The sequence below is a fragment of the Treponema primitia ZAS-1 genome (assembly GCF_000297095.1).
GTDB lineage: Bacteria > Spirochaetota > Spirochaetia > Treponematales > Breznakiellaceae > Termitinema > Termitinema primitia_A.
The window spans coordinates 45,415-68,475 of the sequence record NZ_AEEA01000007.1 but is presented as its reverse complement, the minus strand read 5'-3'; the positions used below and the strand labels follow the sequence as shown (position 1 = coordinate 68,475).

The following is a 23,061-nucleotide window of genomic DNA, read 5'->3' as shown; positions in this document are numbered from 1 at the left end:
AGGAAAATAAAAGATTAGCAGGGGGAAGTCTCCCCCGCGCTCCAGCCCTATGGGCTTCCGCTGCCCCCTCAGCGGGGGAGACCCCCGCAACGCCCCCCGCCCGGTCCCAGATGTTTTTCGGGAGGATATTCTGCAATAACCTCAAAAAACGTTAGTTTCACTAATGCATTTCCCTGGGCAGTACCATACATAGGGTACGGGGAAGGCTAGATCTTAGGCCCGCCGGCAGTTTGCCGGAATATCCCCGGTGTGGTATAATAACTTTATATGGAACGAGGTAAAATGGTGGGAACAGTTTTCGAAGAAATCACCCTGAAAAACGATGGTGATGTGAGTAATGCCCGGCGCGGGCTTATTAAGGAGTCGGAAGTCCGGCAAACAACGGTACAGGTCGTAGTGGACACCGGTGCGGCGACCCTGGTTATCAACGAAGCGGTGCAGAAGACATTAGGGCTGCGGATCGACCGGGAGAAAGAGTCCCGGTTGGCAAATGGCGAATGGGTATTTTGTAAGGTTGCCGAAACCGTGCGGGTGTGCTGGAAGGATCGCTCCATGACCTGTGAGCCCTGGGTTCTCCCCGGCGCGGACTTAATTCTCCTCGGGGCAATCCCCCTGGAAGACATGGACCTTATGGTGGATCCCAAAAACCTGCGGCTAGTCGGCGTCCACGGCGACAAAGAACTGGGGATGCTCTTATAAACCCCGGTAGCTGACCCGTTTATTGGTGTTACCCATTACGATAACACCAATGCCCTGTATCGTTATTTTATAACCAATGTCCATCCTCAGTGGTTGGGAAATCATAGGTTTTCCCATTGAAGGTAAGTTTAGTTACCCATAAAACCCGTGCGCCGGTATTAAAGGGGATCGCCGTTACGGGGCCTTCCAGCCTAACGGCGGAGCCTTCTTTTAATCCGTCAACAAACCCGACGAGACTTTTGACCGGGCCGTTTATATAGTAGGTTTTACCCTCGGCGGCTACGGCAATGTGTCCTTCAATAAGTTGTAAATTGCCATTAATGGTTACCGTTTCTGTGGCAGTGGGGCATGCATGACCGTGGGCCGCCCGTCCCCGGCCATGCCCCCATAATGGGGCGTCCTGAGCCCATACTGAGCCGGCAAAAAGCAGGCCGATAAGGGTAAGCATGAAAACTCGTGATGTCTTTTTCATAAAGACTCCTAAAACAAAAAATACTATATGGCCAACGGCCATATAGTATAGAGCAAATATCATGCCAAGTCATTTTTTGCTGGTTATTTTCAAGAAATACGATAAAAATGGTTTGTTTTTAATATCCTTCATTAATGTTTAAAATAACTGTTCTGTATAATAATTACACGCTTATGAATTATTTACACATACTTCCCGGCGCGGACTTAATTCTCCTCGGGGCAATCCCCCCGGAAGACTCGGACTTTAGTCCACCGGACCTCATGGTGGCTCCAAAAATGAATCACTATGATTAATCTTACACCCCTTCGGGCAATTTTTCAAACATAATCCGCCGATGGTTTATTTTTTCCCCATCAACAATAAATCTGCCGTCCCCAACAGCGTGGAAGCATCTTTTTTCTGTATGCTTGTTATCAATCCAGGCTGCAACCGCATCCAGAATAAATAAATTGTGCTTTTTAACATGATCTACGATACGGCACTCTATATTTGCATAACACTCCTGTATTAAAGGGGCATCGACAAACTTTGCTTTTAACGGTGTAAGTTTGAACTTTTTAAATTTATCCAGCTCTGCGCCGGAACAGGAGCCAATTTTCACAACCGTTTTAGCCATGTCAACCGTGGGTATACTAATCACACACTCCTTTGTTTTTATGAGCGCTTCGTAGGAATAATTCCAAGGACCGGTTAAAAAGGCAAAGCGGGGGGTAAAATCAATGACCATGGTCCAAGACAGGGTCATAATGTTTTGTTTGCCCTTATCGACGCTTGTAACCAAAACCACCGGACCGGGTTCCAAAAGCGTAAATGCTTTGTGTAAAGGAAATACTTTCATTTTAATGTACCTGCGTGTTCCTGAATTCCTTTTCAAACCGATTTATCAAATCCGGTTCCTTCATAAACGGCCTGGCCATACCAAAATATGCAATTTTTGTAGCGTTTACAATTTCAGTCATTTCTTTGAAGTATTTATTTCCGCCGGTTAAAATTACTGCCGTATCGTTTTCGGCAGCGATTCTTGCGGCTTCGTCTTTGAAAAAAGATGTTGTTTCTAGTGTAAATTTTGCCCACGATCCGCTTATTTCAATGGCATTGATTCCCCGTTTGGTTAATTCTTTACATAAATATAAAACATCATCAAAGGATACGCCGTTTTCAAAACCATCGGTAACATTTATTTTTATCCAAATAGAAAAATCATTGCCAACCGTTTTACGGATAAGGTCATAGGTTTCTAAGGTCATTCGGGATCTGTTTTGAACAGTCCCCCCATACAAATCTTCCCTGCAATTATAATAGGGCGTCATAAACTGGCTGAGCAAAAAGCCATGCGCCGCATGGAGCTCAATGCCGTCATAGCCTGCGCCTTTTGCCCTTAAAGCAGCGTCGGCAAATTTTGTTTGTATTTTTTTTATTTGTTCAACGGTAATTTCTGCGGGTATAATTTTTGTATTTTTATTTTCAACCGCGCTTGGCCCCAAAATAGTCATTTCCGTGGAATCGCCCATGACATAGGACCCAACGTAGACCAATTGCAAAATGATGTTTGTGTCGTTCTTATGAACTAAATCGACCAACATTTTATGTCCGTTGAAAAACGTATCATCGTAAAATGCCATCAAAGGGAACTGCTTTTCCCTTTCATCGACTAAGGTAAAACCGGTAATAATAGTTCCCACGCCGCCTTGGGCAAGTTTAGTATAGGTATCATAAATAGTATCATTTATTTGCCCCTGGGATACTTTTTCATGAATAGCCGCACGGATAAATCTGTTTTTTAATGTTAATTCGCCTAATTTAGTACTATCAAATAATGTTTTCATAATCCTCTCCCGATTTTAGTATTTCTCCCCAGTGCCCGTACGAAACCGCTGATCACAAAAATCAGTGAAACTCCCTGTTGGATAATCAGAATTATCTTACCCTGAATAAACATTAAACTGCCCATGCTGATAATCATCAGTCCATAAAACAGCCATCCTGCGGGGTTTTTCCCGGCCAGGAGAAAACTTCCCAGGAGGAATCCTATGGTAACGCCAATTTCAAGCGCCTGGGAGAAGGCAGTGAGGCCGCCAAAGGAGTAGAGACTGTAGGTGGTTCCTAGTACAATCATGATGTAGGTAAAGATCCTGACGGCCCAATCAAAAAATTTCGGCGCCCTATCAAGTCTTTTCCAGGCTAAGACCAGACCGAGCAGCAGAGCGGGGCCGCCTCCCGCTTCGTTTGCGGCGGCGATCCAATTATGCCTGCCGGCCAATAAAATGACCCAGGCGGGAAGGCCGAGCAAATACATAGACCAGCCTGCCATGCGCCATGTTCGATCCTCCCGTAGCCCTTCGGCATGGGAAAGCAAAATTTTTGCCAGAAGGTAAGCGCCGCCTCCCCATATTTGAAGAAAGATATCCATTAATCACGCTCCTTTGGATAACCTATTCATTTTTTAAGGATTTTGCCGTTCATTTCCGCTAAATTTTTAAGGACATTGCGGGCAAAAACCTGGACTTCAGGCATAAGCTGCTTATAAAAGCCAATTATTTCCTTTTCGTCCTTTTGCCAGCTATCCGCATCTTCCTGGGTAATAAACATATTCCCCTCCCCAGTCCTGAGCCATGCCGGGTTAACTGAAAACGTGGAAGAAATAAGCCTGATATGACGGTCGTTTACGGTACGCTGGGATTTTTCGAGCAGCGCTACTTGGGAACGGGAAACAGAAATTGCTTTGCCAAAGTCCAGTTGACTAAGGTTCAGCTTTTTCCTCAATTCCAGAAGTCTGCTATTAACTGATCCCTTATTCATAAAATCAAAATAGCAAAGAAATGGCATTAAAACAAGAATAGCATTGACAATGTTGCATTGTACCTTTATTATATGATACAAATAGGAGTTTCTTTGTGAAAACTGGCGAAATTTCCGATTTCCCCCTGGAGACCTACCGGCAGCTCCCCTATAAGAGTAAACAATTCCTCAAATTTATCTATCGTAATCTGGTGTTAATCCAAAATTCCATTGCCGCAAAGGAACCGGACCCCAAAAAGGGATTAGGCGCGTCCAGGCATAGAGAAAAATAGAACGGCCGGAATACTTTGTTCCTTTATAATAATTTTTTTAGGAAATGAAAAAGGGGTGGTTATTATGAAAAAACGGTTTGGAACGGCAATACCCGGCAAAGCTGCTTTAGTAGCCATGTTGGTATTCGTGATGGCGCTTGTGTCTTGCGGCGATAAGGATTCAGGCGACCCCTTAGGCGATGGCCCCGACAAGGAACTCCCCGATGGCGCCATTGATACACGTTTAATAGGGACTTGGAAGGATACTGAGGATGGCGCCCTATTAACCGTTACCTTTCAATCCAATGGAACCGTAAGCTGGGGCGGCAGTATCGGTTCTTCGTTGAATGCAGCATATCAAGGGGGTGGTCAATTTGCTTGGATTGCAAATAATGGTACTATTTCATATCAATACAGTAATCCTCCACAGACCGTTGATGTCTATGGTTATTCCATAAATGGCGCAGGAGAACTTATATTAACCGCATCAGGAGTGACCGTTGTTACCTTAAGTAAGGGCTCTTTTGTGGCGGTTTATGACATTATTGATGTCCCCACATCTGTTGTCGTAGGAACCACCCTTACCTTAAGTGGTACGGTGTCGCCTTCTAACGCCACCAACCAGACTATTGTGTGGAGCGTTGCAAACGCCGGCGCCACGGGCGCTGTCATAAGCAACGGGAATAGCTTAACCACCACCGGAGAGGGAAACGTTACCATAACCGCGACCATTACCAATGGGCTGCAGAATTCAAACTACACCCAATCCTTTACAATAACCGTCACATCCGATTTTGTGCCCGTTACGGGCATTAATGATGTCCCCTCATCCGCCACCGAAGGAGTACCCCTTGTCTTGAGTGGTACGGTGATGCCTTCTAACGCCACCAACCAGACTATTGTGTGGAGCGTTCCAAGCGGTAACAATGCTACCATAACCGATGGAATCCTTACCAAAACCACATCGGGAAGCGTAAACATATACGCGACCATTATCAACGGGAAGTTACCTTCCTCTGACTACACCCAATCCTTTTATATATACGTCAATAGCATGACGTCTGTTTACACCATTACCGGTGTCCCCACATCCACCACCGCAGGGATCCCCCTTGCCTTAAGCGGTACGGTGTCGCCTTCTAACGCCACCAACCAGACTATTGTGTGGAGCGTTGCAAACGCCGGTACCACCGGCGCTGCCATAATCGATGGAAACAGCTTAACCACCACCGCGGGAGGAACCGCTATCATAACCGCGACCATTATCAACGGGAAAAAGACGGATTCCTACACCATCGCCAACTACACCCAAGACTTTACGATAATCGTTATCCCGACAAATAGCATTAGCCTGAGCTTTACCGACGAAAGCGGCGGCGCCTTTAACCAGGGTAGTTTTACTATCAGTAAGGGTAATGCGATGAATAACACTAAAACTATCAGCCTGGTTGGTTCCTGGGTCAGCAAAGAATGGCGGGTGGATACCGTGTCCAAGGGTACCGGCGATAGCTTTATCGTGAACGCTGCGGACTATACCACCGGAACTCATACGCTGGGCGTTAGGGTTTTTAAAGACAGCGTCCCCTGGACTAAAAACATAACCTTTACGGTTACCGAGTAAAGATTTAAGGAGAAGAACCATGGCTATGATGAATATATGGACTTTAAAACACCGGTTTGGAGCCTTCGCCGCATTGGCCCTGGCAGTCAGCCTGGTTTTGGGCTGCGAAAGCCCGATCAACACGCCAATCGCCGTGTCCCAGGGGGCGCTGGTGCAAATCGATCAGGGTATCCCGGCCCGTACCCTGCTTCCCAATGGGGAGGGGCTCTACTACACCCTGGTCTTTACCGCCCCCGGGAAGGAACCGGTAAACGAGGTCCTGAACAGCGGCGTTTCAAAATCAATTTCCCTGAGCGCAGGAACCTGGGCTCTGGCTGTTAAGGGCTACCTGTCCAAGACCGATGCAGAGGCCACGCCGGCGGAGACAGCGGTGGTAAGCGGAAGCACAGAGGTCAAGGTGGATCCCGGGAAAATTACCCCGGTAATGGTAAAACTAAGCCCCACCCAGACTGCCGGAGGATCCGGAACTCTGAGCTACAAGGTAACATTCCCAAATTCTCCTGGGGTAACCACGGCGGCGCTGACTGTGCAGAAAATCGATGGCAGCCCGGTTAAGGTGGTTGATCTTTTATCAAGCGCCGCGCCAAATACTATCACCGGAACCGGCAGCAGCGCTTCCAGGACAGCCGGCGGTGTTATTGAGCTGGGATCCGGGTATTACGAGGTCCTTATAACCCTGAATAACGGAACCGCTTTTAAGGATAGCGATATCGCCCATATCTACGACAATCTGGAAACTCCGGCTACCTTTACCTATACCGGGGCAGGGACCGGTTTTGCCAAGGCGGACTATTCCGCAGAAGGGGTATACATCGGGCTCATCTCTTTTGCCGGGACCGCCACAGATTTACTCGATGGGAACCTGGTTTTTTTGGACGCCGCAGGAAGGACAAAACTTACCAATGACTTGCAGTCCAAGTATACTATTGCAACGCAAAGCGGAACCGCATTATTTTACGGTGTACACAAAGCCATAGCAAATTTAAAAAACAACGAGACATTATATCCAACAAATCTAGAATCGATAAATATTATTACATTTACCGATGGGTTGGACAATGGTTCGTTTTTGCAATCAAATTCTGCCCCGCTAGAAGGTCAAACCGGAATAACAAGCGATGCATACGCCGCTTATATTGGAAACCAGATCACATCCCGCACCATTAGAGGAAAGCCAATAACTGCATATTCCGCAGGTGTTCGGGGCAGCGATGTTGCTGATACCGGAAAGTTTACCAGCGATTTGTCAGCCCTGGCGAGTCCCGGTAAAAGTTCTACATTATCCAGTTATGGGCTGCTGGAAAACCAGTTTAAGGAAATCGCCGAGGGTTTAAATATTACCCATAGTGATACCACCTTTACCATGGTAACAACCGGAAATGATCCGGGCACAATAATTCGTATGACCTTTGATAATAGTGGTACAGGTTCAAGCGCCGCATCCGGATCGACCAAATATTTCGAAGGCACATTAACCTATGCAGGCGGCGTTTATTCCTTGACTAATATTACCTACGCAGACGGTTTTGGATCTGCGGAAGGGGCTGGCCCAATAACTGGAACGATAAATGGTTCAGAAATAAATTTTGTGCTTAATAATTTTCAAGGCTATAACAGAGACAATAAGGACTACGTGAAGCAATGGACCAAAAAAGAGACAGATACATTGTGGCAGAGAAACAGTGAGTATTCCGTAGGCAGCGCCGTTGCTTACACATTTGACAGACGTTCAGCAATAATATACCTTGTTTTAGACGCCAGTACATCCCTCGCCTCAAGCGATATATCCCAGATACGGAGTGCTGCTGTTTCATTTATTAACTCAATATATTCGCAGTATCACGAAGGCGAAATTAGTAATATAAACTCACCCATATCAGGTTCCTGGGAATTGCAGAGCGATGGGCGATATAAATCACCTCCTATTGGGGATGGTGAGACGACAAAAATGAAGATATATTTTACCACCATTGGGACAACAACATTACAAATCAAACTAGATGTTTCATCAGAATCGGATGGCGATTATGCATTTGTTGGCAATTTGGATTCTCTGGCATCACTGTCCAGTTATCGTAACCGAATATCCGGAGATACTTCGCAAACCATAGCCATACCGATAACATCAGCAAGCAATCCTTATATTGAAATCGGTTATGGGAAAAATGGTTCGGTGTCCGCAGGCGATGATTGCGCATGGTTCAAGATTGAGTAAGTGGAAAGCGCTCGGCAAGGAGGGTGACGGGGACGAGTTTCTCGGGTCTATGCCCCAGCGCCCTCCCTCCCCGTTATCCTTAGGCGAGTTGAAGATTGTGCCAAAAACATGCTATACTGGGTGGTATGAATCAAGCGTTAGAGAACCTTAAAACCCGCGGACTTTTCCAGCAGTGTACCGACCCGGATGCCCTTTCAAAGCTTATGGACGAAGGGCCGGTAACTTTTTACGTGGGCTGCGATCCCACGGGCCCGAGCCTGCACATCGGCCACATGGTGCCGTTTTTTGCGTTTCGCCACCTCATGGCGGCGGGGCACAAGGGTATAGCCCTCATCGGCGGGGGAACCGCCCGGATCGGGGACCCATCGGGGAAGACCGAGATGCGGAAGATGCTGAGCTACGAGCAGCTTGACGCCAACGCCGCCTGTATCGCCGCCCAGCTGGACAGGTTCCTGGGCTTCGATGGGGACAGCGCCCGAACGGCCAACAACAAGGACTGGCTGGCGAACCTGAACTACATCGACTTTCTCCGCGAAATCGGCAGCCATTTCTCGGTGAACCGTATGCTCAGCTTTGAAGCCTATAAACTGCGGATGGAAACCGGCCTTTCCTTTATCGAATTTAACTACCAGCTCCTCCAAAGCTACGATTTCCTGGAACTGTACCGCCGCTACGGCAACCGCCTCCAGATAGGCGGAGACGACCAGTGGGGCAATATCGTGGCCGGAGCGGACCTTATCCGCCGCATTGAGGGCGCCGAGGTTTTCGGCATGACCTTCCCCCTGGTGACCACCGCGGACGGCAAAAAGATGGGCAAAACCGAAAAGGGCGCCATCTTCCTGGACCCGTCAATCACCAGCCCCTACGAATTTTTCCAATACTGGCGCAACATCCAGGACGCCGACCTCCGCCGCTTCCTCCTGATGTTCACCTTCCTCCCCACCGCTGAAATTGACAGCATTACTGCGGCCGGCAAAAACCCCAACGAAGGTAAGGAGCGTCTCGCCTGGGAAGTGACGGCCCTCATCCACGGCAAGGACGAGGCGGACAAAGCCCTGTCCGGCGCCAAAGCTGCCTTCGGCGGCGGCGGCGGAGACCGGGAAGCCATGCCCAGCGTCGAATTACCCCGCTCAAAGTTCGAGACAGGCTACAATGTGGTGGACCTCTTCACCGACGCCGTCTTAGCCCCCACCAAAAGCGAAGCCCGCCGCCTGGTGCAGCAGGGCGGGGCCTTTGTTTCCGGCGACGGCAGCACCGCTTCACTAACGGCGATTACCGATGTGGCAGCCCTTATCAAAGCCGATGCCCTGGACAGCGCCGGGGAGCTGCTGCTTCGCGCGGGGAAAAAGCGCTTCTGCCGGGTGGTAACCAAGTAGCGGAGTGAAGTCAGTCCCGTATATTATGTAAAAACCCTCCAGTTCCTATTACCGGAACCGGAGGGCCAGAAGCTGCCGTAAACAGCAGTTCTATATTTTTAAATATACTTTGGCTTCATAGGGTTGTAATGCTTTTCCGTCCGCCCCTGTGTCATGGTAGTTTGCAATCAAGAGCTGATCGCCCTTGCTTCGCAGATCATCAATATCAATACCGGTAACTGTTTGAGGGGTAAAATTGCATATCGTCAGGAGGGAGGCATTCTCAAAACGGCGGCGGTATACAAAAAGTTTTCCATCATCCGGTAAGAGGAGCTCATAATCGCCCTGTACAATAACCGGATATGCTTTGCGTAATTGTATCAGCCGCTTATAAAAGCTAAACACGGATTCCGGATCTTGGATCTGCCTGGCGGCATTGATTGTTTTGTAGTTGGGGTTTACCGCTAGCCATGGAGAGCCGGAACTGAACCCCGCATTTTTACTGTCGTCCCACTGCATGGGAGTACGGGCATTATCCCGGCCTAGTTTGCGGATTCCTTCCATTATTTCATCATGGGTAAGTATTTTCTTTTCCCGTACCAATTCCTTGTAGGCATTGTGGATCTCCACATCATTACATTCCTCAAGATCCTTAAAAGGGTAATTGGTCATACCCAGTTCCTCACCCTGGTAGATATAGGGAGTGCCCTGCATCATGTGGAGGCAGAGGGCCAGCATCTTGGCGCTTAATACCCGCAGTTCTTCTGTGGAATCGTTCCCAAACCGGGAAACAATGCGGGGTTGATCGTGGTTATCCCAATACAGGCTGTTCCATGCTTTTCCATGGAGGCCGGTTTGCCAGCGGGAAAGTATTTTCTTTAATTTGGAAAGATCCAGGGGGATGGGCTTCCATTTTCCCAATTCCTTGTCATGATCCACCCAGGTGTGTTCAAACTGAAACACCATATTGAGTTCTTTCCCATCGTTGCCCGCAAAGAGTGGCGCCGTTTCCACGGTTACACTGGAGGTTTCCCCCACGGTCATAATGTCATACCGGGACAGGACTTTCCGGTTCATTTCCTGTAAATACCCATGTACCCCGGGATTACCGAAACAGGTTTCCGCCTCTCCTCCGGATGCTGCAAGGGCAGAAGCGGGTTTATCAAGGGCATCGATCACGTCCATACGGAAACCGTCAACACCCTTATCAAGCCAGAAGTTCATCATCGTATACACTGCGTTCCGCAGATCGGGGTTTGTCCAGTTAAGATCCGGCTGGGCAACTGCAAAAAGATGCATATAGTACTGTTCGGTTTTTTCATCCTTCCTCCAGGCGGAACCGGAGAAAACACTGGGGAGCTTATTGGGAGGACCATCCTTAAAGCCGTCCCGCCAGATATACCAGTCTCGTTTTGGATTATCCAGGGAAGATCGGGATTCGATAAACCACGGATGCTGATCCGATGAATGATTTACCACCAGATCCATCACGATTTTCAAGCCCCGCCTGTGGGCTTCGGAGAGGAGCCTGTCGAAGTCGGTCATGGTTCCAAACTCGTCCATGATGGCCTGGTAATCGCTGATATCATAACCGTTATCAACATTGGGGGAACTGTAGATCGGTGACAGCCATAGCACATCAACACCTAAATCTTTCAGATAATCTAATCGCCGGGTAATGCCATTTAGATCTCCTACACCGGATCCGGTTGAATCCTGAAAACTGCGGGGGTATATTTGATACACCACCGCTTCCTTCCACCACTTACTTTTTTCCATAAAAATTTCCTTTTCACAATATTATTGTCGCAATGATTTTATCGTTACGATTTTACCGCGCCGCTTGTTACACCCGCTATAATCCACCTTTGAAAGAAAATGTAAACAGCTACCACCGGAAATAAAACCAAAATATAGGAAGCAAAGGCCAGATTATAGTTGGTTGAAAACTGTGTTTGGAAAACATACTGGGCCAGTTGGAGGGTTTGGTTATCCGCTTTGGTAAGCAATAAAAGGGGCATAAGAAAATCATTCCAGGTCCACATGATACTCAAAATTGCAACGGTGGAATGGATGGGCTTCATGATAGGGAATACAATACGGATAAAAATCTGCATCGGGTTTAATCCTTCGATCAGCGCCGCTTCCTCAATGGATTTCGGCAGGCTCCGCACATATCCGCAGTACAGGAAGGTATTCATGGGCAGTCCAAAAACGATATAGAGAAAGGTAATGCCCAGAATATTATCAAGGTGAAAAAATGAAGCCTGTTTTACCAGCGGCAGCATGAGTACTTGAAAAGGTATAAACAGGGCGCTGATAAAGTAGTAATATACCCCATTGAAAAACTTGCTTTTGTCACGATTTCTGGTAATGGCATACGCCGCAGCGCTGTTGGTAATAAGCGTAAAGGGCAGACAAATGACTGTAATGATAAGGGTATTTAAAAATTTACGGGGATAATCAGTCATCTTCCATGCTTCTGCAAAATTTTTCAACACCAAAGGTTTTGGCAGGCTGAGTACACGAGTCATCTGCGTAGTATCCTTCAATGCAACTACCAGGGTAATGTATAGAACCCCAAGAATAAAAATGCTTGATCCTATCAGCAATAGTATGGTTATCGGCCAATTAACAACAGCCTTAGGCTGAGTTCGCAGGGATAGTGTTGAATTATTCATATTTTTTCTCCCTCCGTTCCAGGAATTTCATCTGGAATAAGGATAATCCGATAACTACGAAGAAAAGTACCGCCGCATTTGCACTTTGGTATGCAAATTGTCCGCCGTTAAAGCCCCGTTTATAAATAAGCACGGCAATGGTTTGGGTTGTAGTGCCGGGGCCGCCGTTTGTCAGGGCAAGAACCTGATCGAACATCATCAGAAAACCTTTCCCGCACAAAACCATGTTGATCGTAAAGAACGGGGCAATCAGGGGGAAGGTAATTTTCCGAAAAGTCCGGAAGCCGGTGCAGCCGTCAATGGACGCCGCTTCATAGACATCCGGGTCTATGCTCTGCAGTCCCGAGAGGTAAATGATGGTATTGAAAGCCAGGGACTGCCAAACGGTTACAAAGAGTATGCCAAGCCAGGCGTGGTTGGTTCCCAGGATATTGACCGACAAAGCGGGAATACCAAGGGCCTTGGCCCATACGGGGATGATATTGGAAAATATTTGCTTAAAAACATAACTTACCACCAGGGATCCCAATATATAGGGCAAAAAATATACGGCCCTTAAAAAGTTTTTTAATTTTATTTTTGCATTCAGTCCACAGGCTATGGACATACTAAGAATATTTACCAACAGGGTAGCGCAAATGGTGAACTTGAAGGTAAAAAGATACGCCTCCGCAATTTTTGGATCCCTGAACATCTGGGTATAATTATGCAAGCCGGTAAATTCCCAGGGACCATAGCCTTTCCAGTTGGTAAGACTATAAAAGAGTCCCTGTAGGAACGGAAAGGTATGGAGTACAAAGAATAAAACTACGAGTGGAAGAATCATTAAATAGAAATGAAATGATATCTTATTTTTCATAGCCGTTGCTCCTTTATCCTTTGGATTTATTGCAGGGCATTATATTCGGTATCGCAGTTTTGAAGCGTTTCCCTGATATTTTGGGTATTATCCATCCGGTTGGTATAGTTTAAAGCAAATGCTGACAGGATGGATGCCAGATCAAAACCCGCAGGATAGAGGTGATCGACAAAATCTGACACACGGCCTTCGGCAATGGTTTCCTTTACACCCTGTACCGTAGGATTATTCTGATCCACCCCTTTCACGGCGCTAAAGGCAAACTGCTCGTCTATATACCGCTGTGAAATTTCGGGCCTGGTCATGAACTCGATAAATTTCAATGCCGCATCTTTGTTCTTGGTAGCAGCGGATACCGTAAAGGCCACATCAACGCCGGAGGTAATAGTATTTTTGCTTTTATCATTAGAAGAGGGAAAGGTCAGCATATCAACCTTCATGCCGGGGTTTGTTTTGAGAAATTCGGCGATTGACCAATTGCCGTTGATCATCATGGCAGCTTTGCCTTCCGCAAAGGCCTTGTTGCCGTCGTCATAGCTGGTACCCATAAAATCATTTCCACAGAGATCAAGAATCTGGATGTATTGTTCCAAAACTTTTTCATGGGTACCGGCAAAGCTTGTTGTACCCTTTGCACGGTCAAGACCAAAGTCCGCCGGGGCAAGTACCGGGGCCATGCTGTTCCAGGGTGGAAGGGTTGTCCAGTTATTCGCAAAGGTAAGCAGGAAGGGATTGACCCCCGCTGCTTTAAAGGCTTTCGCTGTTATAAGCAGGGCATCCCAGGTTTCGGGCAGCGCCACATTATATTGAGAAAAAATATCCTTGTTGTAGAGTATCCCTGAACCATTGGCCGCATAGGGGACACCGTAGGGAGTTTTGGACTTATCGGCGTGGAGGTCGTAGAGCATTTGTTGATAACTGCCGTTAATCCTGTCCAGGAAGCTCTGCCCGGAAAGATCCAGCAGGACCCCGGCAGAGCTAAGTTCCCGGTAGGTTGCATCGCCGCCCAGGGCGATCAAGTCCGGTATGTCATTTTTGGTTAAACGGCTTCGCAGTACGGTGCCCGCTTCAGGAGGGGACGAGAGGTTAATAGTAATATCAGGGTTTTCCGCATGGAAGGCGCTTATCAGCCCCTGATAGGTTGTCTGGTTTTCGGGCTTGGTCGAGAAGAGTTCCAGGGTGACTTTGCCGGAAGCGGCGCCTGATTGCTTAGTACAAGCGCTTGACAGCAGGGCCAGGATAACAAGTACGGGGAATAGTGCTTTTTTCATAAAAAATCATCTCCTTTGGCATAATAGTATGGGGCGCTTTCATAGGCGCCTTTATCTGAGGTAAGTATAGGTGATGTTCAAAATAATGGCAAGTGTTACGTAACACTTTTAGCTAAATATTGAAACAATAGACCAAAAAAGGGAAGAATGTTCACTTTTTTGCTACGCTGTCCCGGATGGTCAAGCTTACCGGCAGGAGAATCTGATTTTGTTCCGGCTTTTCTTTACGGATCAGGGTGAGAACCTGGTTTATGGCATGAAAGGCTTTTTGGGACACATCCTGCTTTACCGTGGTCAGTCGAGGCCGGGCTTGAAGGGCAAAAACATTGTCATCGAAGCCGGAAACCGATATATCCTGGGGTATGCGTACCCCGTTATCCTGAAACAGATTCATGGAATCAGCGGCCAGGTAGTCGGAAGCAAAAAACAGAGCGGAATAATGGCGGCCTCTTTTTTCAATAAACCGCTTCAGATCCCGATGGCGCTCTTCACGTAAGTAGTTTACATAAATATAATCTTCCGGCAAAAAGGATAGTCCATGATCCTCCATAGCGGTTTTACACCCCTGGAGGCGTTCATGGTCAACTCCGATAGGCACTTTCTGATCGGCTAAAAAGGCGATCCGTTTATGACCCTGCCCTATCAGATACTCGGTCATCATATAAGCGCCCTGCCAATCCTGCAGCCCGATATTGTTATACCGGGCGCCGCCGTCCCGCAGATACTGATCGATAAAAACCAGGGGGATGGTTGTCCCCTGCATAAAGATATGGCAATCCTCTGCGTTACCGCCAATTACAATGATCCCTTCCGTATTCCATGACCTCGCCATACGCAGACTTTCTTCCGCATCCGCTGAAATATAGAGCATCATAAAATAGCCCCTGGTGCGAATTTCATGTTCCAATGATCCGATAATCTCGCTGAAAAAGGGGGCCTGCATGGCATTGAGTTCATCCCGGCGGTTATAGATCATAACGATGCCGATAATTTTTGACCCATACTTGCCTAAGGTTCTCCCGCTCATGTTGGAGACATAATTATTATCTCTAATAGCCCGCTGTACCCGTTCCAAGGTCTCCTTCGTCATCTTCGTTACCCGGCCATGCAGCACATTGGATACCGTGCTGGGACTGACCTGGGCGATTTCCGCAATGTGTTTCATGGTGATCATCCTGTTACCGTACCTTCCTTCTCAGCATATTCCGTATCCCCCGGATCTGTTTGTCCCGGCTTATCACCAGAAGAACTATTCCCACGGCGCCGAAGATAACGGCATTGATTGTCAGGGGAAGCCCGTAGGCGATGATGCGGCCATGACCGGCGAACAGGGGGAAGATCCGGGGGGACAGGGCGAGGACCGGGAGGGCGGCGATGCAGGAAAAGAGGATTAGCTTTACTGCGTAGATCAGTGCGGCGGGGAGAGCCTTGTCCAGGGCTACCCGGGGATTGCGGCGGAGGAAGGCCAGGAGGAGGGCGGTGTTGACCGCGCTGGCCAGGGTCAGGGCCAGGGCGACTCCGGCGCCTTTGAGGGGGCCTACCAGGAGGGCGGCCAGACCCATGTTCACCGCAAAGGAGATGATCCCCGCCAGGGTGGGAGATTTGGAATCGCTCTGAGCGTAGAAGGCCGGCGCCAGGATGCGGTTTAAGGCGATAAAGAAAAGGCCCGGCATGTGGAAGCGAAAAGCGGACAGGGTGAGGGCCACGGATCGCTCATTAAAACTGCGGCTTTGGAAGAGGAGCCGTATCAGGGTTTCACCCTGGGAGAGGGAAAAGAAGGTGATAGGGATGGTGATCAGGGCGATGATATTCATGGCCGATACCAGCCGGTCATTGTAGAGTTCCCATTGGGAAGATTTGGCGTACTCCGACAGGTCCGGCAGCAATACGGTGCCGATGGATACGGCGAAGACCCCCAGGATCAGTTCCTGGAGCCGCAGGGAATACTGGAGGCTTGAAACCACCCCTTCCCCGGCATTGCCCGCCAATGCGGTGGATACCAGATCGTTGAGCTGGTAGGCCGCCATACCGATGATGGTGGGTCCGATAAGCTTCAGCACCTTCCGGGTACCGGGGTGGCGTATCGCCCGTTTCAGGCCGGTAAAAAAGAACGGGAAGCCCCGCTTGAGGACGAAGGGGAGCTGGATAGCGGCTTCCAAAAAGCCCCCGATGATGACGCCTATAGCCATGGCCCGGGCGGGGTTTGCGGTAAACTTGCTGAGGCCGTAGGCGCAGAGTATGGTAACCAGGTTGAGCAGTATCGGTGCGAACCCCGAGGGAGCGAAAACCCGGACGCTGTTCAGGATGCCCTGAAAAAGGGCGGCTATGGCGATAAAGCCCAGGAAGGGGAACATCAGCCGGGTTAGAAAGACTGTTTCGTCAAATTCTTCCATGCCGAAGATGGACACCACATACGGGGTTACCAGGATGCCGGCGATCACCGCCAGGGTTACGAAGAATGTTAAAAAGGTAAAAATACAGGAAAGGAAGTCCCGGGTTTCTTCACGCGTATCCTCCAGGAGATATTCCTTGAAGGTAGGGATGAAGGCCACCGCGATGGAACCTTCCGCAAAGAGCCGTCTGAAAAGGTTGGGGATCATGAAGGCCACCGAGAAGGCGTCGGACAGGGCGCTGGTCCCCAGGAGACTTGCCTTGGTCATTTCCCGGAGCAGCCCCAGAATACGGGAACCCAGGGTGAGGATAGACAGGGCCGAACCGTGGCGTAAGAGCGCCCGGGACGCCCCCTCTTTCGCATTTTGCAGCGAAGCTTCCCGCGCACCAAGCGGTTTCATGGCAAAAGATCCTTCATGTCCTGGGGCCGGTTGGTGATAATCCCCTGGCAGCCAAGGTTCAGCAAATGCCCGGCGAGGGTGGGATCGTCTATGGTCCAGGGTACAATAGGCAGGCCTTCCAGTTTAGCCATTTGGAAATAACTCAGGGGCTTAATCTGGGTGTGAACCGGCTTAACATAGTCGCAGGGGGCAAAGAAACGTCCCAAGCCGTAGCGCAGAACGAAGGGTACCTCGAAATTGGCGCTCCAGATGAGGGCGGCGGGGAATTGAGGACAGAGCCGTTTGAAGGCGGCAAGACAGAAGGGATTAAAGGACGACAGGGTTACCGCGCCCTTGACCCGGTCTCCCAGGGATTTGAGTTTTGCCGCTACCAGGCCGGGAAGCAGATCGTTCCGGGTTCTCCGGCTTTTTAGTTCTATATCGATATACATATCGGGGCAAAATTCTTCCAGAACTTCCTCTAAAAGGGGAGGGTGTTCCCCGGAAAAAGCGGGATCAAAAAAGGACCCCACATCGATACGGCGAATCTCTGCCAGGGTAAGCTCTTCGATATCCCTGCCATCGCCGTTATGCTCCGGGGGGGCGGTTCGTTCAAAGGTATCATCGTGGGCTACCACCAATTCACCAAAGGCGCTTGCCCCACCGCAGACATGAACATCCAGCTCCAAACCCGGTGCGCCCAGCTCACGGGCCTTTCGGAAGGAGACCATGGTATTTTCCGGCGCCAGGGAAGAACAGCCGCGGTGGGCAAAGACCAGGGGACGCGGCCTTTCGGGAAGCAGGGGGACGCGGCGCCTGGCACTCATGACTGTCCTTCGCCTTTCATCTTCGCCTTCAAAGCCTCCAGGGCGGCGTCGGCTTCCACCGCCTGAAATTGGCGTTCCGTATCCGCCTTCATTTCCTCCCCCGGCGTCTCACCCAGGGCAATCAGCATCTCCTGTTCAAGCAGATCCGGGTCGATACTCCGTTCCCTGGCCGCCAATCCGGGAAGCTGATCCCGCATACGCCTTATTTGAGTCTTTAGGTCCGTAATTTCCGTTTCTATGGCGGATAGTTCTTCCTGCGCCTTGTCCGCTTCAATCTGAGCCGCCAGGATTAGATCCTCTACACCCCTGGATTGAGCCAAACTAAGGCGGGATAGCCATTTTTCATGCTCCCGGCTCAATTCCTCATGTTTTTTTTCGGTAAGTTTCAGTGTGGTTATATAGTGGAAGATATATTCTTTGGCATCCGCAGCCCCCATGCCGCTTAGATCTTCGCTTAATTTTTCCATAAAAATCATTGTATCCCTGCCCGGCTCCGGTTTCAATGTTTCGGAGACGGTTTTTCTGCTAAAATCGTTATTTTTACCGGTAAAATTGCCGTGACTATACGTATGAGGAAAATAGAACCCAGGGATTTTATATTGTTGATGATCCTCCTTCTCATTCCCCTCCTGCTTGCCTCCCCGCAGGAGGCCGGCACTGCGGTGCGGCTGTCCCAGGGAACCCAGGGCCCCTATTCGATTGTTGAACGTTCCGATTGGTCCCGTTACGATAATGGAAAATATATCGGTCATGTATACCGGGAAGTCCGGGCCTCTATTATTCCCCAGAACAGGGGTGGGGCGGAATATCAATACCGGGGCAATTTTTTTGTTATGGAGGAAACGCTCCGGGATATGCGTCAGAGCGCCCGGGCGGTGGATGATGTGATTCCCGTTAGCTTTCGTGTGGAAGGAGCAAATGGGCTTATTATTGATAATGACCGGGGCTTCCCGGCGTTTCGGAATTTCCCGGCCTTTCCCCCGGACGCAATACGTCCCGGTGCAAAATGGGTTGCCCGGGGCAAACGGGCGGTGGACCCCCTGAACGAGGGAAATCCTGTGGTGGTGCCCCTTATTGCGGAATATGAGTACCGGGGGATCGAAGACTACCGGAATATCCCGGTACATCGGATTTTTGCAAAATATGCCTCCCGTTATGAAGGATCAAATTCCTTCGAGGGATCGGCCCAGGATTTTCAGCTCCAGGGTACCCATAATGTGGATATTCTGCTCCGGGTTTCCGACGGTATCCCCCTGATGATGCGGGACAACCTGGACGAGACCTACTCCTGGCCTAAGGGCTCTGCCCGGGGCGGAGACGCCGGTTCCACCATCCGTTTCCGGGGCTTCACCCTGACCTTTGGGGACGGGCTTGTTCCCCTGGACCGGGAAGCCCTGATTACCGCCGTGACTGCCAAGGAACGAACCCGGGCTGCGGATTCCGGTACTAATCGGCCCGTCGCTCCGGGTAGTGATAGGACCCCCGTTCCGGGTACTAATAGAACTGCAGATTCCGGTACTAATCGGCCCGCCGCTCCGAATGGTGATAGGATCGCCGATTCGGGTATTGATATGGCCGCCGTCCCCGAAGGGGTTAAACTAACGGTTAAGGACATTCGCTTTCAGCCGGACTCAGACGAAATGCTTCCCGCCGAACGTCCCCGGCTGGACATGATAGCCCGGGTGTTAAAGGAAACTCCGGACCGGATGTTCCTGGTGGAAGGACATACCGCCGCAATAGGAAGACCCACGGGCGAAATGGAACTTTCGGTACAGCGGGCCAGGCGGATGGTGGACGAACTAACCAGCCGGGGAATCCCGGCGGAACGGTTTATCTATAAAGGCTGGGGCGGTACAAAGCCTATCGGGGATAACTCAAACGACGAAGGCCGCAGACTGAACCGGCGGGTCGAAATCACTATCCTCGAGTAGGCCCTTCTAAAAATTATTCTTTAAATTCGCCAATCACCCTGAACTTCTGGTACCGCTTTTCTAACAGGGTAGGGATATCCAGGGCGGAATACTTCTTCACCGCTTCCAACAGATAATCGGCAATATTTTTCGCCGTAAGCTTAATATCGCTCCGGGCGCCGTCGGCGGGTTCGGCGATCACCCTATCGCAAATGCCGAAGGAGTGCAGATCCTCAGCGCAGATCTTCATCAGTTCCGCCGCTTCTTTTTCCCGTTCACCGTCTTTCCACAGTATTGATGCGAAACCCCGAGGGGAGATGACCGAGTAGAGGGAGTTTTCCAGCATGGCCAGATCATCGCAGACCCCCAAAGCCAGGGCGCCGCCGGAACCGCCTTCTCCCAGGACCACCGCGATGATTGGGGTTTTGGTTCCCATAAATTCCTGGAGGTTACGGGCTATGGCTTCACCCTGGCCCCGTTCCTCCGCACCGATGCCGCAGAAAGCGCCGGGGGTATCAATAAAGGTGATTACCGGACGGTGGAATTTTTCCGCCTGCTTTACCAGGCGCAGGGCCTTGCGGTAACCCTCGGGATGGGGCATGGAAAAGTTTACCCGTTTGAATTCTTCGATATCCCGGGCTCGGACCTGACCGATAACCGTTACCGGTTTGCCGTCAAGGTAGGCAAGGCCCCCCACTATGGCAGGGTCATCCGCATAGTAGCGGTCCCCGTGGAGTTCGGTAAACTCCCGGAAGATCAGGGGAATATAGTCGTTTACCGTGGGCCGTCCGAGACCCCGGAGTAATTCTAAGCGTCGTACAACCGTAAGGGCCATTATACAGCCTCCTTTTGTTGATGCATTGATGCATCCGGGAGATGCATCTTTAAAAACCGCGCCAATACTTCCCGCATCTCGTTCCGGGGAACGATGATATCCGTAAACCCGTGTTCCTGCACAAACTCTGCGGTTTGGAACCGTTCGGGGAGCTTCTGGCCTATGGTATCCTGGATAACCCGCTTCCCCGCAAAGCCGATCAGGGCGCCCGGCTCGGCGATGATGATATCCCCCAGGGTGGCGAAGGACGCCGTAACCCCGCCGGTGGTGGGGTCCGTGATCACCGATATGTAGAGCTGCCCCGCTTCGTTATGCCGGGCAACCGCGCCGGAGGTCTTGGCCATCTGCATCAGGGAGTAGATCCCCTCCTGCATACGGGCGCCCCCGGAGGTGGTAAAGATGATTACCGGTAATTTTTTCGCAGTTCCGTATTCCAGAGCCCGGGTGATCTTTTCTCCCACCACGCTGCCCATGCTGCCCATCATAAAATAGCTGTCCATGATGCCGATCACCGCAGGGTAGCCCTGAATGGTACACTCCCCGGTAACCACCGCTTCCTTAGTATTACAACTTTTCTGCAGGGCGCTGATTTTACTCTCATAGTCGGGAAACCCAATGGGGTTTTTTGACTCCATTCCCGCATCAAGCTCCTTAAAGCTGCCCTCGTCCGCGGTGCACCCTAACCGTTCCTGCCAGTTCAGGCGGGTGTGGTAATTGCATTTTCCGCAAACCCTGTGGGCTTTCTGAAAAGTTTCGATATCCACCACTGTCCCGCAATGGGGGCAGCTTACGTGACCGGAAGGAGCTTCCGTATTACTTGCCATTATGATCCTCCATACATTTCTACTATAGCAGATTCGGTATAAAAAATTAAGACCCCCCGGGTTGCGTTCTAGGGAACAAATAAGAACGAAGCGGTATCGAAACCGGTAAGGGTATATCCCTTCTCTTTAAGGATAATAATCATCTCTTCCACCGCGTCGGGTATCCAGGTACGGTTAAAAACACCGTCAGGTTTTTTTTCAAGATTGGCTTCCATCAATACATGGGAATCCCGGGCGTCGTGGAGTATGATAATACCGCCCCTTTGGCGTTCGATAAGGGCGATCATTTTTTTTACTGCCCGGTCCTTATCTGTTGCCTTTAAGACCGCATCGTATATCCGTGCGGTGCCCGGCGCCAGCGTATAACCTTTTTCCTGCCAGATTTTTTGTTGGCTCTTTTTATAATACCCTCCCTGGGGCCGGTATAGCCTGGGGTTTAAGTCCGCCCCCAGGGCGGTGACAATGGCCGCTTCCCCCCTGTCAAGGTTGGCGCGAAATTCCTCATCGTCCATAAAGGCCGCCCAGGTATCGCTGTATCCGTGATTGATAAGGTAATGCCCTTCGTCATGGATACGTTTAGCCAGTTCCGGGTTGTGTTCGACATTCTCTCCCAGCAGGGCAAACATTCCCTGGATATGGTACTTTCCCAGTACATCGAGAAGCCGCTCCGTTGTATCCCCATTGGGGCCGTCGTCAAAGGTAAAAATGACCAGCTTGTCGGGAATAGGAATCTGTTCGTTGGTCCGGTTCAAGGTTTGGCAGCCGGAGAAGATGCAGAGGATACACCAGGCTAAAAACCAGGGTGTTCTGTATATTTTTGTATTTAATACGATATACCGCATACGCTCATTGTTCATTTTATCGTATTTTTGAATAGCTCCAATTTCGTCCCCGGCGCTAAAGTAAAATTTTCTCCCTGCTTGACAAATGTTATCATTTATGATACAGTCAAATTAAGGGTGTGATGATATGTATGCTTATCGTAAGCTAATGTCGTGATGACATAAGGAGCGTACTATGACCGAACCAGGATATACGGTAACGGTGAGGAAGAAGGTACTTAAAAAACTAGCAAAGGCGCCGGAAGCCGTTAAGATCCTCTTTCGCCAGCTGGCTCAGGATTTAAAGGGGAAAGGACCCATTCAAAAGGAGTGGCCGAATTATTCAAAATTATCTGAGAAATCGTATCATTGTCATTTAAATTATCGTTATGTTGCTTGTTGGCAGCATGAAGGCGATTCGATAGAAATTGAGGTGTATTATGCAGGTACAAGAGAAAACGCGCCATATTGATGTAACCATTCCCGGAACGGGCATTGATAAATTAAAACATATTTTGGCTCAAAACATGCCGGAAGCGATCATTGTTGAAGATGATGACGATGTTGCGATCGAGTGGGAAAGTACTGAGTTGTATAAAACCATTAAGGCCAATGAAACTCCCGGCAAAGTGCTTCAGGCGTACCGGGAGCGTGCGGGTCTATCTATTGTGGAGTTGGCCAAGAAGACCGGTATTAAATATACGAATATTTCTGCAATGGAGCATGATAGCCGGGTTATCGGTTTGTCGAGCGCCCGGCGGTTTGGACTGGCTCTGAATTGCGATTACACCAAGTTTATTATTACTTAGACCCTCGGTATCTGTAACGATAATCATTTTTTAACCGG

General features: G+C 49.6%; 24 protein-coding genes. 8 read left to right on the top strand and 16 right to left on the bottom strand.

From position 1 onward, the window contains the following. Window positions 1-282 precede the first annotated feature (282 nt). Window positions 283-699 carry an aspartyl protease family protein gene (locus TPRIMZ1_RS0100700; protein ID WP_010253214.1) on the top strand — a complete coding sequence of 139 codons (417 nt, stop codon included), beginning with the start codon at window positions 283-285 and terminating at the stop codon, window positions 697-699. 67 nt (window positions 700-766) lie between these two features. Here TPRIMZ1_RS0100700 and TPRIMZ1_RS0100695 read toward each other — a convergent pair whose 3' ends face one another. The 5 genes from TPRIMZ1_RS0100695 to TPRIMZ1_RS0100675 all read right to left on the bottom strand — a co-directional run bounded on the left by TPRIMZ1_RS0100695 (window position 767) and on the right by TPRIMZ1_RS0100675 (window position 3,973). Next, window positions 767-1,171, bottom strand: coding sequence for a hypothetical protein (locus tag TPRIMZ1_RS0100695; RefSeq protein ID WP_010253212.1), 405 nt, complete (start codon window positions 1,169-1,171; stop codon window positions 767-769). Window positions 1,172-1,469: 298 nt separating this feature from the next. Next, a complete protein-coding gene (locus TPRIMZ1_RS0100690; protein WP_010253209.1) occupies window positions 1,470-2,012 on the bottom strand; it encodes a flavin reductase family protein in 543 nt (180 codons plus the stop codon). Between the two features lies 1 nt (window position 2,013). Further along, entirely contained in the window at window positions 2,014-3,000 is a 987-nt protein-coding gene (locus TPRIMZ1_RS0100685) for an NADH:flavin oxidoreductase (protein ID WP_010253205.1), read from the bottom strand. Next, window positions 2,997-3,584, bottom strand: coding sequence for a hypothetical protein (locus TPRIMZ1_RS0100680; protein ID WP_010253203.1), 588 nt, complete (start codon window positions 3,582-3,584; stop codon window positions 2,997-2,999). The genes TPRIMZ1_RS0100685 and TPRIMZ1_RS0100680 overlap by 4 nt, the downstream gene beginning before the upstream one ends. A 26-nt stretch (window positions 3,585-3,610) precedes the next feature. After that, entirely contained in the window at window positions 3,611-3,973 is a 363-nt protein-coding gene (locus TPRIMZ1_RS0100675) for a helix-turn-helix domain-containing protein (protein WP_038077449.1), read from the bottom strand. A gap of 95 nt (window positions 3,974-4,068) precedes the next feature. Here TPRIMZ1_RS0100675 and TPRIMZ1_RS20650 point away from each other — a divergent pair, with 95 nt between their 5' ends. The 4 genes from TPRIMZ1_RS20650 (at window position 4,069) to tyrS (ending at window position 9,436) form a co-directional block, all read left to right on the top strand. Next, entirely contained in the window at window positions 4,069-4,245 is a 177-nt protein-coding gene (locus TPRIMZ1_RS20650) for a hypothetical protein (RefSeq protein WP_010253197.1), read from the top strand. Between the two features lie 64 nt (window positions 4,246-4,309). Next, on the top strand, window positions 4,310-5,845 hold the full coding sequence (locus TPRIMZ1_RS0100665; RefSeq protein ID WP_010253195.1) for an Ig-like domain-containing protein: 1,536 nt from the start codon (window positions 4,310-4,312) through the stop codon (window positions 5,843-5,845). Between the two features lie 19 nt (window positions 5,846-5,864). Then, complete coding sequence (locus TPRIMZ1_RS0100660; RefSeq protein ID WP_010253193.1) at window positions 5,865-8,060, top strand: hypothetical protein; 2,196 nt, start codon at window positions 5,865-5,867, stop codon at window positions 8,058-8,060. 125 nt (window positions 8,061-8,185) lie between these two features. Then, window positions 8,186-9,436 (top strand): tyrosine--tRNA ligase, encoded by a 1,251-nt coding sequence (gene tyrS / locus TPRIMZ1_RS0100655; RefSeq protein ID WP_010253191.1) that lies wholly within the window; start codon window positions 8,186-8,188, stop codon window positions 9,434-9,436. Between the two features lie 90 nt (window positions 9,437-9,526). Here the strand turns inward: tyrS and TPRIMZ1_RS0100650 are convergent, their stop codons facing one another. From TPRIMZ1_RS0100650 to TPRIMZ1_RS0100615, 8 genes are all read right to left on the bottom strand, one after another. After that, on the bottom strand, window positions 9,527-11,194 hold the full coding sequence (locus TPRIMZ1_RS0100650) for a glycoside hydrolase family 13 protein (RefSeq protein WP_010253189.1): 1,668 nt from the start codon (window positions 11,192-11,194) through the stop codon (window positions 9,527-9,529). Between the two features lie 44 nt (window positions 11,195-11,238). Further along, window positions 11,239-12,096 carry a carbohydrate ABC transporter permease gene (locus TPRIMZ1_RS0100645; RefSeq protein WP_038077418.1) on the bottom strand — a complete coding sequence of 286 codons (858 nt, stop codon included), beginning with the start codon at window positions 12,094-12,096 and terminating at the stop codon, window positions 11,239-11,241. Beyond that, on the bottom strand, window positions 12,089-12,955 hold the full coding sequence (locus TPRIMZ1_RS0100640) for a carbohydrate ABC transporter permease (RefSeq protein ID WP_010253186.1): 867 nt from the start codon (window positions 12,953-12,955) through the stop codon (window positions 12,089-12,091). The genes TPRIMZ1_RS0100645 and TPRIMZ1_RS0100640 overlap by 8 nt, the downstream gene beginning before the upstream one ends. 26 nt (window positions 12,956-12,981) lie before the next feature. Continuing rightward, complete coding sequence (locus TPRIMZ1_RS0100635; RefSeq protein ID WP_010253184.1) at window positions 12,982-14,226, bottom strand: ABC transporter substrate-binding protein; 1,245 nt, start codon at window positions 14,224-14,226, stop codon at window positions 12,982-12,984. A 151-nt stretch (window positions 14,227-14,377) separates the two neighbouring features. Further along, a complete protein-coding gene (locus TPRIMZ1_RS0100630) occupies window positions 14,378-15,391 on the bottom strand; it encodes a LacI family DNA-binding transcriptional regulator (RefSeq protein WP_198429879.1) in 1,014 nt (337 codons plus the stop codon). 13 nt (window positions 15,392-15,404) lie between these two features. Next, a complete protein-coding gene (murJ, locus tag TPRIMZ1_RS0100625; protein WP_010253179.1) occupies window positions 15,405-17,018 on the bottom strand; it encodes a murein biosynthesis integral membrane protein MurJ in 1,614 nt (537 codons plus the stop codon). Continuing rightward, complete coding sequence (locus TPRIMZ1_RS0100620; protein WP_010253176.1) at window positions 17,015-17,824, bottom strand: glycerophosphodiester phosphodiesterase; 810 nt, start codon at window positions 17,822-17,824, stop codon at window positions 17,015-17,017. Before TPRIMZ1_RS0100620 ends, murJ begins: the two co-directional genes overlap by 4 nt. Then, a complete protein-coding gene (locus tag TPRIMZ1_RS0100615; protein ID WP_232616713.1) occupies window positions 17,821-18,291 on the bottom strand; it encodes a chromosome partitioning protein in 471 nt (156 codons plus the stop codon). The genes TPRIMZ1_RS0100620 and TPRIMZ1_RS0100615 overlap by 4 nt, the downstream gene beginning before the upstream one ends. A gap of 102 nt (window positions 18,292-18,393) precedes the next feature. Here TPRIMZ1_RS0100615 and TPRIMZ1_RS0100610 point away from each other — a divergent pair, with 102 nt between their 5' ends. Beyond that, the gene (locus tag TPRIMZ1_RS0100610; RefSeq protein WP_232616712.1) at window positions 18,394-19,755 is read left to right on the top strand and encodes an OmpA family protein; all 1,362 of its coding nucleotides are present in this window, start codon (window positions 18,394-18,396) and stop codon (window positions 19,753-19,755) included. Between the two features lie 13 nt (window positions 19,756-19,768). Here TPRIMZ1_RS0100610 and TPRIMZ1_RS0100605 read toward each other — a convergent pair whose 3' ends face one another. The 3 genes from TPRIMZ1_RS0100605 to TPRIMZ1_RS0100595 form a co-directional block, all read right to left on the bottom strand. Beyond that, window positions 19,769-20,569, bottom strand: a complete 801-nt coding sequence (locus tag TPRIMZ1_RS0100605) for an acetyl-CoA carboxylase carboxyltransferase subunit alpha (RefSeq protein WP_010253170.1) — start codon at window positions 20,567-20,569, stop codon at window positions 19,769-19,771. Beyond that, window positions 20,569-21,393: an acetyl-CoA carboxylase, carboxyltransferase subunit beta gene (gene accD, locus TPRIMZ1_RS0100600; protein ID WP_010253167.1), complete on the bottom strand. Its 825-nt coding sequence runs from the start codon at window positions 21,391-21,393 to the stop codon at window positions 20,569-20,571. Before accD ends, TPRIMZ1_RS0100605 begins: the two co-directional genes overlap by 1 nt. A gap of 68 nt (window positions 21,394-21,461) precedes the next feature. After that, window positions 21,462-22,250, bottom strand: a complete 789-nt coding sequence (locus TPRIMZ1_RS0100595; protein ID WP_010253164.1) for a polysaccharide deacetylase family protein — start codon at window positions 22,248-22,250, stop codon at window positions 21,462-21,464. A gap of 160 nt (window positions 22,251-22,410) precedes the next feature. Here TPRIMZ1_RS0100595 and TPRIMZ1_RS0100590 point away from each other — a divergent pair, with 160 nt between their 5' ends. Beyond that, window positions 22,411-22,686 (top strand): hypothetical protein, encoded by a 276-nt coding sequence (locus TPRIMZ1_RS0100590; protein WP_010253161.1) that lies wholly within the window; start codon window positions 22,411-22,413, stop codon window positions 22,684-22,686. Continuing rightward, complete coding sequence (locus TPRIMZ1_RS19575; protein ID WP_010253158.1) at window positions 22,655-23,023, top strand: helix-turn-helix domain-containing protein; 369 nt, start codon at window positions 22,655-22,657, stop codon at window positions 23,021-23,023. The genes TPRIMZ1_RS0100590 and TPRIMZ1_RS19575 overlap by 32 nt, the downstream gene beginning before the upstream one ends. Window positions 23,024-23,061: the final 38 nt, after the last annotated feature.